Genomic DNA, 16173 nt, shown 5'->3' with positions numbered 1-16173 from the left:
CGATCTTGGCGCCGGGCACCGGGCTGCTCCGCGACGCGGACGCCGCGGTCGAGGCGGCGGCGCGGATCGGCTATCCGGTGATGCTGAAGGCGACGGCGGGCGGCGGCGGCATCGGCATGCGCGTGTGCGCCGACGCGCAGGCGGTGCGGGAGGGTCATGCGACCGTGGCGCGGCTCGGCGCCGGCAATTTCGGCGACGCGGGGCTGTTCCTCGAACGGTTCGTGCCGCGCGCGCGCCATGTCGAGGTCCAGGTGTTCGGCGATGCCACGGGGCGGGTCGTCTCGCTGGGCGAGCGCGACTGCTCGCTCCAGCGCCGCAACCAGAAGGTGATCGAGGAAGCGCCCGCCCCGCATCTTCCCGACCATGTCCGCACCGCGCTGACCGACGCGGCCGTCCGGCTGTGCGCGGCCGCGCGCTACCGGTCGGCGGGAACGGTCGAGTTCCTGTACGACGCCGAGCGGCAGGACTGGTTCTTCCTGGAGGTCAACACGCGGCTTCAGGTCGAGCATGGCGTGACGGAGGAGGTCACCGGGATCGATCTGGTCGAATGGATGGTCTGCGGCGCGGCGGGCGACTATGCGTTCCTCGACGCGCCGGTCCCGCGCCCGCGCGGCTGGGCCATCCAGGCCCGGCTCTATGCCGAGGACCCGGCGGTCGACTTCCGCCCCGCCGCCGGTTCGCTGACCCACGTCGCCTTTCCGGACGGCGCGCGGGTCGAGACGTGGGTCGAGAGCGGGACGAGGGTCTCCTCCTTCTACGATCCGATGATCGCCAAGCTGATCGTGCGCGCGGACGATCGCGACGCCGCGGTCACGGCGATGCAGGCCGCGCTCGACGACACGCGGCTGGCGGGGATCGAGACCAACCTGCGCTGGCTGCGGGACGTCGCGCGGAGCGCCGACTTCGTCTCGGGCGACGTTTCCACGCGATCGCTCGACCGGGTGGAGCATCGTCCCCGCAGCATATCCGTACAGTCGTCCGGCACGCTGACGACCGTGCAGGATTATCCCGGCCGCGTCGGGCTGTGGAGCGTGGGCGTGCCGCCGTCCGGGCCGATGGACGCCCGCGCCTTTCGCCTGGGCAACGCGCTGCTCGGCAACGATCCGGGCGCGGCGGGGCTGGAGGTCACCGCCACCGGCCCGGCGCTCCGCTTCAACGCCGAAAGCCGGATCTGCCTGACCGGCGCGGATTTCGGCGCGACGCTCGACGGCCGGCCGGTGCCCCGCAACCAGCCAGTCCCGGTCGGCGAGGGACAGTCGCTCACGCTCGGGCGCGTCGGCGGCGGCGGGATGCGCGGCTATGTCCTGTTCGCCGGCGGCCTCGACGTGCCGGCGTATCTTGGCAGCGGCAGCACCTTCGACCTCGGCGAGTTCGGCGGTCATGGCGGGCGCAGGCTGCTCGTCGGCGACACGCTGCATCTCGCGCCGCACCCGCCCGCGGTCATCCCCGGCCCGCGCGCGGTCGACCAGCCGCCGCTCGGCCCGGACTGGACGATACGCGTGCTGTACGGCCCGCACGGCGCGCCCGACTTCTTCACGCCGGAGGACATCGGGACCATCCTGTCCGCCGGCTGGCGCGTCCACTACAACAGCAACCGCACGGGCGTCCGGCTGATCGGTCCCAAGCCGCGCTGGGCGCGACAGGACGGCGGGGAGGCGGGGCTGCACCCGTCCAACATCCACGACAATCCCTATGCGATCGGGGCGATCGACTTCACCGGCGACATGCCGATCATCCTTGGCCCCGACGGCCCATCGCTGGGCGGCTTCGTCTGCCCGTTCGTGGTGATCGCGGCCGATCTGTGGAAGGTCGGCCAGCTCGCGCCGGGCGACCAGGTCCGCTTCGAGCAGGTCGGCCTCGCCGAGGCGAACGCGGCGAGCGCGATGGAGGAGGACCGGATCGGGGGCGGCCTGTCGCCCGGCTCCGTTTCCAACACCGGTCCGGTCTCCGCCTCGACCGTCCCGGCCACGGCGAAGGGCGGCGCGTCCGATGCGATACTGGCGGAGCTGGCGGCGGACGGCCGCCGCCCCCGCATCCTCTATCGCCGCCAGGGCGACCGCAACCTGCTGGTCGAATATGGTCCGATCACGCTCGACCTCGAACTGCGCCTGCGGGTCCATGCCGCCACGACCACCCTCGAGGAGCTGGCGCTGCCCGGCATCCTCGACATCGTGCCGGGCATTCGGTCCTTCCAGGTCCATTTCGACGGCGTCCGCCTGCACGAGGACGAACTGATCGACCGGCTGAGGGCGATCGAGGCCGCCCTGGGCGACCTTGACGACTTTACGATCCCCTCGCGCATCGTCCATCTGCCGCTCAGCTGGAACGACCCCGCCATCCACCAGACGATCGAACGCTATATGGCCGTCGTTCGCGACGATGCGCCCTGGTGCCCGGACAACATCGAGTTCATCCGCCGCGCGAACGGCCTCGCCACCGCCGACGATGTCCACCGCATCGTGTTCGACGCGCGGTACCTCGTCTACGGGCTCGGCGACGTCTACCTGGGCGCGCCGGTCGCCACACCGATCGATCCGCGCCACCGGCTGGTCACGACCAAGTACAATCCGGCGCGGACCTGGACGCCGCCCAACGTCGTCGGCATCGGCGGCGCCTACATGTGCATCTACGGGATGGAAGGTCCCGGCGGCTATCAGCTGTTCGGCCGCACCATCCAGGTCTGGAAGACGCACCTGCCGACCGGCGCCTTCACCGGCGGCAAGCCGTGGCTGCTGCGGTTCTTCGACCAGATCCGCTTCTTCCCCGTCACTCACGACGAGCTGATCGAATGGCGCCGCGACTTCCCGCTCGGCCGGCGCGGGATCGAGATCGAGGAGACCGAGTTCCGGCTCGCCGACTATCGCGCGTTCCTGGCGGAGAACGCCGCCTCGATCCAAGCGTTCGAGGAACGCCGCAACGCCGCCTTCGCCGCCGAGCGCGCCGAATGGGAACGGCGCGGCGAGTTCGATCGCGTCGCGAGCCTGACCGGTGAGGAGGACGCGGAACCCGCCGGCGAGATCGCGCTGCCCGATGGCGCCGAACTGGTCGAGGCGCCCTTCGGCGGCAGCGTCTGGAAACTGATGAAGGCGCCCGGTGACACCGTCGCCGCCGGGGAGACGATCGCGATCCTGGAGGCGATGAAGACGGAGTTTCCGGTCGCCAGCCCGGCGGCGGGAACGGTGGCGGCGCTCTACGTCGCCGAACGGCAGAGCGTCACGCCCGGCGCGCCGATGCTGGCGCTGGTGCGCGCGTGACCGATCCTGCCCCCCTGTCGGTCGCCGCGATCGCCGCCGGCGTGCAATCGGGTCGCCGCTCCGCGACCGTGGTGATCGACGAGGCGATCGGCCGCCTTGCCTTCTACGACCGGATCCAGCCGGCGACATGGATCTCGCGCTTCGATGCGGACGCGCTGCGCGCCGCGGCGGCGGCGGTCGATGGACGGGTCGCGGCGGGCGAGGCGCTGCCGCTCGCCGGCGTGCCCTTCGCGGTGAAGGACAATATCGATGTCGTCGGCCTCGTGACGACGGCTGGCTGCCCGGCCTTCGCCTACGCGCCCTCGCGATCGGCGACGGTGGTCGAGCGGCTGGTCGCCGCGGGCGCGATCCCCGTCGGCAAGACCAATCTCGACCAGTTCGCCACGGGCCTCAACGGCACGCGCAGCCCTTATGGCATCCCGCGCAATGCCTATAACCGCGCCTGGATCAGCGGCGGGTCGAGCTCCGGGTCGGCGGTGGCGGTGGCGGCCGGGCTCGTCGCCTTCTCGCTCGGTACCGACACGGCGGGATCGGGCCGCATCCCCGCCGCCTTCCACCACCTGATCGGCTTCAAGCCGACCCGGGGACGATGGAGCACCCGCGGCCTCGTCCCCGCGTGTCGCACGCTCGACTGCATCAGCGCCTTCACGCGCACCGCGCAGGACGCCGCCATCGTCGATGCGGTCGTCGCCGGTCTCGACCGCGAGGACGCTTTCTCGCGGTCGTTCGACGAGGTGGTCCGTGCGCGCCGCCGGATCGGCGTTCCCCGCGCCGACCAGCGGCCCTGGTTCGGCGACATCGAGTCGGGCTTCCTCTATGCCGGAGCCCTGGCCGGTCTGGACGCCGAAATCGTCGAGATCGACATGGCGCCGCTCAACGACGCCGCCCGTCTGCTCTACGACGGCCCCTGGATCGCGGAGCGGACCGCCGCGCTGCACGATCTGCTTCGGGATGATCGGGACGCGATCCATCCGGTCGTCAGGTCGATCGTCGAGGAAGGTCTGGCGTATAGCGCGGTCGACGTCTTTGCGGCGCGCTACCGTCTCGCCGATCTCGTCCGGGCAATGGAGGAGATGTGGGCGACGGTCGATCTGCTCGCGCTGCCGACCGCGCCGACCAGCTATCGCGTGTCGGAGATGCTCGCCGCGCCGGTCGCGCTCAACGCCAGCCTTGGCGCCTATACCAATTTCGTCAATCTGCTCGACATGGCCGCGATCGCGGTGCCGACGGGACGCTATCAGAGCGATGTCGGCTTCGGCATCACGCTTATCGGCCCGGCGGGCAGCGACCGCAGCCTGATCGATGCGGCGGCAGCCTTTTTCCCAGCGCCGGCGCTTTCGCCGCCGCTCGACCTGGAGGGACGGATGGACACCGTGAAGCTGGCCGTCGTCGGCGCGCACCTGAAGGACATGCCGCTGCACTGGCAATTGACGTCCCGCGACGCGCGCTTCGTGGGAGAGGCGAGGACGGCGCCGACCTATCGCCTCTATGCGATGGCGGACAGCGTGCCGCCCAAGCCCGCGCTCGTTCATAGCGAGGATGGCGCCACGATCGCGGTCGAGGTCTATGAACTCGAAATGGCGGCGTTCGGCAGTTTCGTCGCCGAGGTGCCGCCGCCGCTCGCCATCGGCACGGTGACGCTGGAGGACGGCAGCCAGGTCAAGGGCTTCGTCGCCGAACCGCGCGCAACCATAGGTGCGCGGGATATCACCACGCTCGGCGGATGGCGCCGCTTCGTGCAGTCGTAGAACCACCCTCGCGATCAGCGGCAGGATCAATCGCGTCGGAGCGGCATGGCGCAAACGGCTTATACGTTGGATGACGTATGACGTTGCGGAGGCGTCTCGGGTATTTTTTTCGCATGCAGGCGGCGCGCGAGGGCACGATGGAAGGCATTCTGGTGGGCAAGAGGGTGATCGGAGCGCAGGCGCCGGTCACCATCGGCTGGGAAAACATCCCCAGGGTGGAAGGCGGACCGGTAAAGCAGTTCGTCTTCACCTGGTTTCAGCCCGTGATGCTGTTCGCGCTGATCGCGTTCTGGTACTATGCGCCCAATTCGATCGCTAAGGCGTCGACCGCAATCGGCATCGGCATCGGTTTCAAGATGTTGCTGCTGGCGCTCGAATGGGTCAATCCGCGTTTCGATAGCTGGCGCCTGACCTGGAAGGAACTGGTCACCGACCTGTTCTACGTCGGGCTCGGCTACACGCTGCTGCGCATTGTCGACAATTATATCGGCAGCGATGTCGCGGTGGAGAAGTTCCAGCACTTTATCAGCTTGGACAAGTTCAACTGGTTCACGGGCCTGCCGCTCCTGCTTCAGGCGTTCCTGATCTCGTTCATCTTCGACTTCGGTCAGTATTGGATGCATCGCGGAATGCACAACTGGTACCCGCTCTGGCTGCCGCACTCGGTACATCACTACATTACCCAGCTGAACATCAACAAGGGTGCGGTAGGGAATCCGGTCGAACTCTTTCTGATCGGGATCGGTGTTGGCGGCTTCTTCGACTTCCTGCCCCGCGCCGCGCTGCTCGCCGGCGCCGTCGGCATGGCGATCGGGACGTACCAGCATATCAACGTCCGCTTTAATTCGCCCCGCTGGTGGCGGTTCCTGTTCAACACGACCGAGCACCACAGCCTGCACCACTCGCAGGACTATGAAGCATCCCGCAGCAACTATTCCGGCTCATACATCTTCATCGACCGCATGTTCGGCACATGCGTCGACGGAGAGGCCGAACTGCTTGGCATGGAAGGCGGTCGCCGCATGTCGATCCGGGAGCAGATGACCTACCCCTTCACCGAGGGTTGGAAGACGCTGAAGGAGCGACTTGGCCGGTCGACGCCCGGACAGTCGATGGCCGGCCGGCCGCTGGTGGTGCCGGCCGAGTGAGGAGCCTTGCTCCATCGGCATGATCCCCGGTCTATCCCTCCGTCGTTCCAAGGCCGGTTTCACCATGCGCGGTTCCGCTGCCGGCATCGCCGCCGGCATCGCCGCCGGCTGGGGTAGGGCGTCTCTCCCGAAGGAGATCATGTGAAGCTGCGTTCAATCGACTGGATCTGGCACGTCAGGGGCAGTCTGGACCTCGCCCCCGCGCAATCGAGCGACGACGCCTTCGACAGGCTCGACACCCTGTTCGGCCAGACAGGCACCAGCCATGAGCGCGCAGGCGACACGCTGACCTTCAGCAAGAAGGATCAGGCTGCGCAGGACAAGATGTCCATCTTCGACAGCGGTGTCTTGCGGATCGAACGGGGATTGGGCGGACCTGTCCTGCGCTATCATCTCATCAGCCGGGCGCTGCTGTTCTGCTTCCTGGCGCCGTTTCTGTTTTTGGGCATCGCCCAGTTAACCATAAGCTTGGGAAAGCTCGAGAAACCGTCAACCGAGGTCGCGGGCAAGTCCGGCAAGAGCGCGGCTGGGAAGAAACCCGTCGTCAGGAAAACCGTGGTGCCGATGAATCCCCTGGACAAGGCCCTTGGCGCACCCGCGCCTGAAAAGCCCGGCAAGGACGATGCCGACAAGGCCGACAAGAAACACAAGAAGCCCTCGCCCACGGCCGCCTATGTGTTCGCGGCGATCTTCGCCACCCTGTATCTTGTCGGGCGGGTGTTGGAGGACAGGCTGCTCAGGGGATTGCTGAAGAAGAGACTGCTGGGCTCGTAAGCCTGGGCGATCCGCCTCACCGTCGGATCGTTCAGCGCTTCGCAGGCGGGGTGCTGCACCGCGCCCGATGATCGTCAGGCCGCGCATCGAAGTCTAGGGCAGCAAGTTCCTCCCCGTTCGCCCTGATCGACGCTTGGAGTCATCCTGGTCGTCGCGCGGCAAGGGGCATACAGCGAGACATCGCCAGCCAGAGCCGCATGACGTGCGGTCGCCGCCATGGCGATCGTGAAGGCCGATGTAACGTTGGTGAAACGTGGCACGCGCCCCATTCAACCGTATGTAACTGGAAAGCGGCGGGAACACACAATAGCTCGTCCTCGGCCGGGGAGTGGAGAGGCGGATGATGCTCGTGAGTTTGACGAACATAAGCGACTGGTTGGCGGGGACGGAGCTGAGTCAGGCGATCGCGAGCCGCAACTGGACGGTGCCGACGCTGCAGAGCATCCATATCCTGTCGATCGGGGTGGTGATGGCGTCGGTCGCGGTCCTGGACCTCAGGCTCGCCGGGTTCCTGGCGCGCGAGCAATCCATGCGCGACTATAATCTGCGCTTCTATCCCTGGATCTGGGGGGCGCTCTGCGTGCTGCTGGGGACGGGGACGCTCCAGATCATGGCGGAGCCGGCGCGCGAGCTGCTGAACTGGATCTTTCTCACCAAGATGGGGCTGCTGGTCGCCGCGGTGATCTTCACGGCGTCGGTACGGGGCCTGCTGGAAGACCGGCGCTTTCGCGACATGCCCCTTGGCAGGCGAACGGTCATCCGCACCTGCGCGCTCGTATCGCTTGGACTGTGGGTAGCGATCGTCGTGTGCGGGCGATGGATCGCCTATGCCGGCGGTCAGGTCTGACCGATGGGTATCCTGGAAACCTGTGCCTGGCTCGAGGCAAGCTCGCTCGGGACGAAGATCACCGAGTCCGAGTGGATGTTCCCCACCATAGAGACGGTGCATGTGCTGGCGCTGACCCTGGTGGTAGGTACGATCGCGATGGTCGACCTGCGGCTGCTCGGCGTTTCCGCGCGCAGGATTGGGGCGGTGCAGCTGTCGCGCGAGATGCTGCCCTGGACGTGGATCGCCTTCCTGATAGCGGCAATTACCGGCACGCTGATGTTCGTGTCGGCGGCGACGAAATACTATGCGAACGTGCCATTCCGCATCAAGATGGTGCTGCTCGCGCTTGCCGGGCTCAACATGGTGGTACTGCACTTCGGTGCCTGGCGGCGGGTGAGCAATTGGGACATGGTGTTCCCGGCACCGGGCGCTGTGCGGACGGCCGCCGGCCTGTCGCTCGCGTTCTGGATCGGTGTCGTCGTCGCGGGACGCTGGATCGGTTTCGTATAGGGTCGTCGCGGCGGCTGCGACCAGGCGAGACCGTCATGGTATCGGACGGCGGCCCGTCACGCTTGCGGCCATGGGCTGGCAACCGGCGGTTCCAGCGTGCCGAGCCAGGCCAACAGGCCCAGGACAAGGATTGCGGCCGTGGTCTCGACGATCAGGCCGAAGCGAAGCACGCGGAGCGCCCCTCGCGGGCTGGACCTTGAAATCGCCGTTCGGAAGGCCGGCGTGAACCGGACCCGGTTGAGACCGGCCAGGGCCAGCATGATACCGAACAACGCGAGCTTGGCGATCAGCAGCCGACCATAGTCGCTGCCCACAAGCGAGCCGAGCGCGTCCGGTCCCAACAGTGACCACCCGTTGATCAGGCCGGTCACGACCAGCGCGCCGACGACGACGATGCCCACCGGTCCAAAGGCCCTGAGAGCGTCATGCGTGGCTCGCAGATGACCCTCGTCGACCAGCGCCGTCCGTCGCATCGCCATCGCGGTCAGCCTCACCAGCGCGCCGATCCAGATCGCGCTCGCGACCAGATGAAGGATGTCGGCGCCAAGGTGCAGCCAGCCCGCCGCTCCGTCACCCACCACGCCATGACCGGTCCAGGCGAGCGATCCCAGCGCGATGCAGAAACTGGCGGCGATGAACGTCAGCCTCGCCCTGCCGTCGATCGGTCGAGCCATCGCCGCGATCGCCGCCAGAAGCGCGGCCATGCGGATCAGCCACGCCGTTCCTACCGCCGTGCTGCCAAGAATGAGCTGCACGGTCGCAAGCTCGACGGGCCACGCCGACGTACCCGCCATCTGCGCCGCGACCAGCGGAAGCCAGATCATCGACCCGATCATCGCGAGCACCGCGCTGGCGAGCATCGCCGGACGCGACGCGACTCCGCGGCCACGCTCGCCCGGCGTCACCAGAAGCCCGAAGCTCGCCAGCCCGGCCGGTAGCGTCAGCGTGAGATACAGCGCGAGCCGGATGAGGATCATGGACGCATCCAGTCCGTCGTCATCTCACGCGAAAGGCAAAACCGCCGGTGACGCGGTGCGTGTCCGTCGATGTCACATGGAAGGCGAGCTTGTACGTTCCCGGCGACAGCGGCTTCGCCATGACCAGCGCCAGCGACTTGCCGTCCGGCTCCAGCCTGACCTTGGCGGACACGTTCATCCCCGTCCCCGCCATGCCGGTCATCGTCAGGTCGGCGCCTGAGAGTTTCTCCACGAGAGCCTCGCTGAAATGCATCCTGATGCTGTTCGTCGGCGCGATCGTCGCGTTGGCGGCGGGCGTGGATGCCAGCAGCCTGGCATGCGCGCAAAGGGCAGCCGGGCTGGCGATCAGGCCGATGGCGGCAAGAACGATGGGGCGCATGATCTTCATTTCCTGTCGGGGATCGGTGGGTCGGTCGGATCGATCATCAACTGCCGAACCGCAGGCGGGCGTAGAGCATGAAACTCTTCACCCCCTCGTGTCCGTAGCTCGGCTCGAGGCTGTGGGGAAAGGCATAGCCGCTGGCGAGCCCGCCGATCGCCAGGAACAGGTGCCGTGCGAGCGACAGTTCGTGCTGGTAGCCAAGCGAGAGCTTGTTCGCGCCGAAGATCGCGCCGGCGAGCGGCCCCGTGTCGAACAGCTCGTTCTCCTGCTCGTGCTCTGCGCGCGCGTAGACCTCATCCGGCCCCATCCGAAGCGTGGCCTCGCCCAGCAGACCCGTCAGCGTCGGACCGGGACGTTCGTCCTTCGAGCTCAATGCGATCGTCGTCGCGAGATACCGGTTCGGGCCGAGCGACCTGGTCCACGTGACGGAGGCGGTGGTCCGCTGCTGATCCTGCTCGGGCTCGAGCTGCTCGGGCGAGTGGAGATGCCCGGTCGAGACCTGAAAGGAAAGGTCGGTGGCTGGGTTCCAGAACGCCCGCACCGACCAGCTGTCGAGCCTGGGCGCCTCGATGTCCCAACGATGCTCGTCGGGCTCGCGGCCCTTGAACGCGCTCGCCTCAACCTTCCAGGGACCGGCGGAAAGCCCCGCCGTGACGACGCCGAAGGTGACGTGCGTGCTGTCGAACCAATGGTGTCCGATCGGCGCCTCCGGATTGTCCATGCCCGAGATGCGGTGCATGAAGGTCGTCGGGCCGAGCGCGGGTTCGCCCGGCAGTCCCGCGTAGAGCGAGAAGGCCCTGCCGCCGCCCAGATCGTGGCTCCACGTACCCGCAAGCTCCATGAACAAGTCATGGGGATGCTGCCGGTCCACCAACGTGGTCTTGCCATCGGCCGTCTCGCCGGTCGCGAACAGCAGCGGGTAGCCCGATGGCCCCATCGCCGGATCGAGCGAGAGCATCGCGCGCAGCCCGATCCTGTCCGTCGCGGAGACGTCGCGGCTCGCCATCAACATGGCCATCGAGTTGCTGAACGTCTCGGTGCGCCCGCGCGGACCGCCCTGATCGTCGTAGATCAGCGTGGCGAAGCCTTCGGCCATCATCGACCAGCCGCCTACATCGAACATGACGCCGCGCATCGGCGAGCTGTCGGGCTGCCAGGCCGTTCCCGAGCTCTCGCGCGTCATCGGATACCGCCCCAGCATGGCTGGCATCTTCATGGCCATGCCTGCCATGCCGTCCATGCCGTCCATGCCGTCCATGCCGTCCATCCCGGACATGCCCGGTGTGTTCGGGATGGTTCCGGGCTCCGCGCCGTGCGCGGGCTTGCCCTCACCCACGGCGGCGGGCTGCGTGGCCTGCGGCATCGGCATGCCGGGCATGTCCATCGGCATCTGCTGTGCCCATGCCGGTGGGGCAACCATCAGGCCGAGGGTGAGGCCGGCCGCCGCCTGGGCGAGCATTCGCTTGATCACGCATCTCCTTGAAAGACCGGGGCGCGAAGGGTTATAGCCTCCGTACCATGGTACGGAGTCAAGCGATGGGATCGGTGACGATCGGCGGCCTGGCGCGCGAAGGGGGGGTCGGCGTCGAGACCATCCGTTTCTACCAGCGCCGGGGCCTGCTCGCGACGCCGGAAAAGGGCGGTGGCCAGAACGCAGGATACATTCGCCGCTATGGGCAGGAGGATCGACGCAGGCTTCGGTTCATACGGTCGGCGCAGGCGGCGGGGTTCACGCTGGAGCAGATCGGCGAGTTGCTCGCGCTCGATGCGACGCAGGATCGCCATCGCGCTCGCGAACTTGCGAAACAGCAACTCATCTTCCTCGACGACCGTATCGCGGAACTGAACGCCGTCCGCGACTCGCTCACCCGCTTGGCGCGTCGGTGCGGTGAGAACTCCCCAGGGCCATGCCCGATCATCGCGGCGTTCGACAGCGACCATGCGGGAGCCGTCGCCGGCGCCTCATGACATCGTGAACGGAGCTTACCCGACCGACGTACCAAGGGCAGGCGACGCGACGCCGGTGCTAGCCCCAGACCTCGCCGGCGACATCCACGACCAGCCTCAGCTTGGCGTCCTGCTCTGCGAAGGAGATGGGGTTCCCGGGTGCCGCGCTCGCGAAACCACATTGCGGGCTGAGGCAGAGCTGGTCGAGCGGAAGGTGAACAGCGGCCTGTCCGATACGCTTCAAGAGGTCGTCCCGGCTTTCCATCCTGCCGCTCTTGGTGGTGACTAGGCCGAGCACGATCATCTTGTCCGCGGGCGCGTGGGCCAGCGGCGAGAAGTCTCCGGCTCGTGGCGAATCGTACTCCAGAAAGTAGGAGTGCGCGTTGACCTTGTTGAACAGAGTGTCGGCGACGGGGTCGTACCCTCCCTCCGCCTGCCACGAACCCTGATTGTTGCCCCGACATGAATGCAGGGCGATGTGCATGTCCGCCGGCGCTTCCGCGAGACAGTCGTTGATGACCCCGGCGTAGAGGGGCAGCAGGTCTTCCCAGCTGTCTCCCCGGTCGGCGAGCGCCTGCCGGATCTTGGGGTCCCCGAACTTGGCCATCGCGGTCTCGTCAATCTGCACGTAGCGGCAGCCGACATCATATAACGCCTTCAGTTCGCGACGGTACGAGTCCACCAGGTCGGCCCACATCATATCGAGATCGGGATAGACGTCGCGGCTGATGTTCTCGCGGCCGCCGAAGAAGTGCGGGATCGAGGGCGAGGGCAGCGTGATCTTCGGCGTGACCTTCGTCACGGAGGCTAGGAACTCGAACTCGTCCGCATGGATCGGCTTCGTCCACCGCATCGGGGCGGTGATCGTGGTCAACGAGGCACCACGCTGCTTGCCCTGCGCATCTTGGTAGTTCCAGCCCTTGCCGGCATCGGCGTGGCGCTTGAATCCACCCAGCCCGCGTTCGAAGAAATCGGCGAAGTAACTTTCCCGGCGAAACTCGCCGTCGGTCACGACGCGCAGGCCCGTCGCCTCCTGTTCGACGACCACCTGCCTGATCGCGCGATCCTCCATCGAGCGAAGCTCGTCCAAGGGGAGGGTACCCGCCTTCCACTGGGCACGTGCCTCCAGAAGGTCCGCCGGCCGCAACAGGCTGCCGACCTGATCGGCGCGGAACGGGGGGTCGAGCGGCGCCGTGCCGCGCGTTGCTTCGGCTACAGTGGCGGTGGCCATTCATCGGTCTTTCGGCAATGCCGCCTTTGCAGGCCGGCGCTTGAACACACCGGGTTTCTGCCCCGCGTGTGCATCCACGTCAACATGCGCCCGGCCGGGCACCTGATGGGGAGGGGCAACTTTGGATCACTATCAAAGGTGGACGCCGAAGTTCCTGCACCGCCGCGGTGGCGCGTGCCGATGGCCGACGCCCCGGCGCACCCCGCTACCGCTCGCCGAGCGACGCCAGCACCTTCTGGGCCGTCGCGAGATGGGCCAGGATCACCGGGACCGACGCCGCCGCAACCTGCCGCACGGCGGGATCGTCGCCGCTGGCGGCATAATCGCGTGCCGCGGTCAGAGCCGAGCGATGGCCAAGCATCTGATGCCGCCAGTAGGTCCGGTCGAATTCTGGCTGCTTCAGCGACTGCAGCGCGCCAAGCAGACGCGCCTGATCCTCGCCGATCCCCATCGGCGGCGGTGTCAGGCCGGAACGGTCCGTCGCCTTGCGGAGCGCCTGGCCCGTCTTCGCGTGATCGCGGATCATTCGCTCGGCATAGCCGCGCACCTGCGGAGCGCCGCTCCCCGTCAGCGCAGTGTCCGCCTCCAGCATCTCGAACGCATCCGACTGGCCGGCCGCCTGGACATAGTCGCGGGTCGCCTTCGATCCCGCCTCCGGCGAGGCCGCCGCGCTGCCGGCCGCCGCGATCGCGAGCAACCCTGTCATCACCTTGTGCATCGCCATCCTCCCGCTCCTCACGGCTGTCCCTGGCCGCCGCCAGCGCCGTAGATGTTCCCGGTGGCGTAGCTTCCGTCGTCTTCGGCGAGCCGGACATAGATGCCGCCGAACTCCGCCGGCTGGCCCGGCCGGCCGAGCGGCGCGGTGGCGCCGAACGTCACGACCTTGGCCGGCTGCGCGCCACCCGACACCTGTAGCGGCGTCCAGACCGGTCCCGGCGCGACGCCGTTTACGCGAATGCCGCGCCCGCCAAGCTGCTTTGCCAGCGATTTGACGTAGTTCATCGTCGCGGCCTTGGTCTGGGCATAGGCGTAGAGGTCCGGCGAGGGATCATAGGCCTGCTCGGACGTGGTGCCGATAATGACCGATCCAGGTTCCATGTGCGGGATCGCCGCCTTGATGATCCAGAAAGGGGCATAGAGGTTGGTCTTCATCGTCCGGTCGAATTCGTCCGTCGTGAGGTCGAGGATCGAAGGGACGGACTGCTGACGTCCGGCGTTCATCACCAGCGTGTCGAGGCCGGCCAGCGACGCCACCGCACGGTCCACAAGGCTGCCGCAGAACGCCTCCGAACGAAGGTCGCCAGGGATCGCCACGGCCTTGCGCCCAGCCTGGCGGATCAGATCCACCACCTCGCGCGCGTCCGGCTCCTCTTCCGGCAGGTAGTTGATCGCGACATCGGCGCCTTCGCGAGCAAAGGCGATCGCCGCGGCGCGTCCCATCCCGCTGTCACCGCCGGTGATGAGCGCCTTGCGACCGGTCAGGCGACCACTGCCGACATAGCTCGTCTCGCCGTGATCGGGCCGGGGATCCATCCGGCTGGCGAGCCCCGGCCATGCCTGCGTCTGCGCCTTGAAGGGCGGCTTGGCATATTTGCCGCGCGGGTCCTGCTTGCCGCCCCGCGCCTGGCCGCCCGATCCGGCCTGCGCCGAGGCAGGCGAGGCAACCACCGTTGCCGCGGCGCCCAATGCCGCAGCCGTCATAACCTGACGTCGCGTTGCCTCGTCCATGTCGATCCGCTCCTGGCTGTTCCAAACTCTTCGTCGGTCAGAACGGTCGAGACAGGTTACGGTGCCCTGGCATGGCGGCATGCATCTAACTCTGCCAGTCGCGGCCAAGTCATGGAGATCCCATTGCGTGACCGTCGCACCGGCGATCCCGCCCGCGAACGCTCCGGGTGCGGCCTCGCTCGCCGACACCGACCTAAAGAAGTGACAACGCCTTGAAAAAGTGATGGCCGCGGCCGGGTTCAGCTCAGGTTCGGGCAGTGCGGTGGAGGCCGCGCCGGTGAACGGCGGACTTAAAAGGCGGGTATAATGGCGATGCGGCGCTTCTTGGCCTCGATCCGGCGCGCCTGGATGGGCGTTGCGGCATTGGCCGCCGTCGCCCTTGGTTCCGCCACGCCGGCATGGGGCAGGGCGGAGAGCCGTGTCGCGGAAGTGGTGGTGGACGTGGCCACCGGCAGCGTGCTGTACGCGGACCGGGCCGATGCGCTCCGGCATCCAGCGTCGCTGACGAAGATGATGACGCTGTACCTGGTTTTCGACGCGCTCGCGCAGGGCGGCCTGCGGCCGGGCAGCCTCGTGACGGTGTCGCCGAACGCGGCCGGGCAGCCGGCTTCGCGGCTGGGTATCGGGGCCAATGGATCGCTCGCGGTGCGGAGTGCGGTGGAGGTGGTCGCGGTGCATTCGGCCAACGACATCGCGGTCGCGCTGGCGGAGACGCTGGCGGGGAGCGAGGAGCGGTTCGTCGCGCGGATGAACGCCAAGGCGCGCCGGCTCGGGATGCTCCACACGCATTTCGCCAACGCCACGGGCCTGACGGACGCGGGCAACGTGACCACCGCGCGCGACATCGCGACCCTGTCCGTCGCGATCCTGAAGCGCCATCCACGCGACTACCCCGTGTTCGCCACGCGCTCCGTCCGGTGGGGGAGGCGGCGGCTCGCCAACCACAACCACCTGCTGGGCAAGGTGGCGGGAGTGGACGGGATCAAGACCGGCTACACGGTCGACGCCGGTTACAACCTCGCCGCCTCGGCGAGGCGGGGCGGCCGGAGGATCGTCGCCGTCGTCCTTGGCGAGCGCAGCATCGCCGCGCGCGACGTGCGGGTCGCGAACCTCCTCGAACTGGGTTTCGGCGCGCAGGAGCCGGCGAGGAGGCGGTAGCGGCCTTCGACGCCTCCACGCCCCCCGCCACATCCATCCGGCTCCCCGCCGGCCGCGGATGACAGCGGCCCGCATCCGGGCTACCGGCGGCGCGTGACAGCCGTCCGCCGCCTCATCGCGCAACGCCACCTCGCGGTGCTGATCTGCGCGGCGGCGCTGGCGCTGAGGCTGCTGGTGCCGGCCGGCTACATGATCGGCGGTCACGGAAGCCGCCTCGCGATCGAGCCCTGTTCGGGCTTGGCGTCCATGCCGATGACCATGTCGGAGACGGGGCCGGGAGTGGGGCCGGGGATGGGCGGCGACATACCCGATCACGGCGGCAAGGACCACGGGCAGAAGGACCACGGCGGCAGGGCGGAGATGCCGTGCGCCTTCTCCGGCCTGTCGGCGGCGTCGCTCGCCGCCGCCGATCCCGTCCGGCTCGCCGCGCTCGTCGCCTTCGTCATGGCGGTCAGGCTCCGCCCGGCCGCGCCGCCGGCGGCCGCCC

At 68.0% G+C, this 16173-nt stretch carries 15 protein-coding genes; 9 read left to right on the top strand and 6 right to left on the bottom strand.

What is annotated here, in order from left to right:
* From uca to HUV01_RS04135, 6 genes are all read left to right on the top strand, one after another.
* Nucleotides 1–3254 (top strand): urea carboxylase (gene uca / locus HUV01_RS04160; RefSeq protein WP_174297053.1); only part of this gene is annotated, 3254 nt, incomplete at its 5' end.
* Complete coding sequence (atzF, locus tag HUV01_RS04155) at nucleotides 3251–5002, top strand: allophanate hydrolase (RefSeq protein WP_174297052.1); 1752 nt, start codon at nucleotides 3251–3253, stop codon at nucleotides 5000–5002. The genes uca and atzF, both read left to right, overlap by 4 nt.
* Before the next feature lie 137 nt (nucleotides 5003–5139).
* Nucleotides 5140–6150 (top strand): sterol desaturase family protein, encoded by a 1011-nt coding sequence (locus HUV01_RS04150; RefSeq protein WP_174297055.1) that lies wholly within the window; start codon nucleotides 5140–5142, stop codon nucleotides 6148–6150.
* A gap of 141 nt (nucleotides 6151–6291) precedes the next feature.
* Complete coding sequence (locus HUV01_RS04145; RefSeq protein WP_174297051.1) at nucleotides 6292–6924, top strand: hypothetical protein; 633 nt, start codon at nucleotides 6292–6294, stop codon at nucleotides 6922–6924.
* Nucleotides 6925–7273: 349 nt separating this feature from the next.
* The gene (locus tag HUV01_RS04140) at nucleotides 7274–7771 is read left to right on the top strand and encodes a DUF6644 family protein (RefSeq protein WP_174297050.1); all 498 of its coding nucleotides are present in this window, start codon (nucleotides 7274–7276) and stop codon (nucleotides 7769–7771) included.
* 3 nt (nucleotides 7772–7774) lie between these two features.
* Nucleotides 7775–8263 (top strand): DUF6644 family protein, encoded by a 489-nt coding sequence (locus HUV01_RS04135; protein ID WP_174297049.1) that lies wholly within the window; start codon nucleotides 7775–7777, stop codon nucleotides 8261–8263.
* A 56-nt stretch (nucleotides 8264–8319) separates the two neighbouring features.
* Here the strand turns inward: HUV01_RS04135 and copD are convergent, their stop codons facing one another.
* Genes copD through HUV01_RS04120 form a run of 3 tightly spaced genes read right to left on the bottom strand, consistent with a single transcriptional unit; the run spans nucleotide 8320 to nucleotide 11093 of the window.
* Entirely contained in the window at nucleotides 8320–9240 is a 921-nt protein-coding gene (gene copD, locus HUV01_RS04130) for a copper homeostasis membrane protein CopD (RefSeq protein ID WP_174297048.1), read from the bottom strand.
* A 19-nt stretch (nucleotides 9241–9259) separates the two neighbouring features.
* Nucleotides 9260–9619: a copper homeostasis periplasmic binding protein CopC gene (gene copC / locus HUV01_RS04125; RefSeq protein WP_254606371.1), complete on the bottom strand. Its 360-nt coding sequence runs from the start codon at nucleotides 9617–9619 to the stop codon at nucleotides 9260–9262.
* A gap of 46 nt (nucleotides 9620–9665) precedes the next feature.
* The gene (locus tag HUV01_RS04120) at nucleotides 9666–11093 is read right to left on the bottom strand and encodes a hypothetical protein (protein WP_254606370.1); all 1428 of its coding nucleotides are present in this window, start codon (nucleotides 11091–11093) and stop codon (nucleotides 9666–9668) included.
* Between the two features lie 65 nt (nucleotides 11094–11158).
* On the opposite strand from HUV01_RS04120, the gene HUV01_RS04115 reads away from it, so the two are divergent.
* Nucleotides 11159–11590, top strand: a complete 432-nt coding sequence (locus tag HUV01_RS04115) for a MerR family DNA-binding protein (RefSeq protein WP_217430899.1) — start codon at nucleotides 11159–11161, stop codon at nucleotides 11588–11590.
* Nucleotides 11591–11648: 58 nt separating this feature from the next.
* On the opposite strand, the gene HUV01_RS04110 is transcribed toward HUV01_RS04115, so the two are convergent.
* The 3 genes from HUV01_RS04110 to HUV01_RS04100 form a co-directional block, all read right to left on the bottom strand.
* Nucleotides 11649–12800 (bottom strand): 5-methyltetrahydropteroyltriglutamate--homocysteine S-methyltransferase, encoded by a 1152-nt coding sequence (locus tag HUV01_RS04110; RefSeq protein WP_174297045.1) that lies wholly within the window; start codon nucleotides 12798–12800, stop codon nucleotides 11649–11651.
* A gap of 205 nt (nucleotides 12801–13005) precedes the next feature.
* Complete coding sequence (locus HUV01_RS04105; RefSeq protein WP_217430898.1) at nucleotides 13006–13518, bottom strand: DUF4142 domain-containing protein; 513 nt, start codon at nucleotides 13516–13518, stop codon at nucleotides 13006–13008.
* Nucleotides 13519–13535: 17 nt separating this feature from the next.
* Nucleotides 13536–14528, bottom strand: coding sequence for an SDR family oxidoreductase (locus tag HUV01_RS04100; protein ID WP_174297043.1), 993 nt, complete (start codon nucleotides 14526–14528; stop codon nucleotides 13536–13538).
* 312 nt (nucleotides 14529–14840) lie between these two features.
* Here HUV01_RS04100 and HUV01_RS04095 point away from each other — a divergent pair, with 312 nt between their 5' ends.
* Together HUV01_RS04095 and HUV01_RS04090 are read left to right on the top strand one after the other, a co-directional pair.
* Nucleotides 14841–15686: a D-alanyl-D-alanine carboxypeptidase family protein gene (locus HUV01_RS04095; RefSeq protein ID WP_174297042.1), complete on the top strand. Its 846-nt coding sequence runs from the start codon at nucleotides 14841–14843 to the stop codon at nucleotides 15684–15686.
* A gap of 93 nt (nucleotides 15687–15779) precedes the next feature.
* Nucleotides 15780–16173 (top strand): hypothetical protein (locus HUV01_RS04090; RefSeq protein ID WP_174297041.1); only part of this gene is annotated, 394 nt, incomplete at its 3' end.

It is taken from the genome of Sphingomonas bacterium, from assembly GCF_903643035.1.
In the GTDB taxonomy this organism is placed as follows: Bacteria; Pseudomonadota; Alphaproteobacteria; order Sphingomonadales; family Sphingomonadaceae; genus Sphingomonas.
This window is presented reverse-complemented; position numbering and strand designations above follow the sequence as displayed.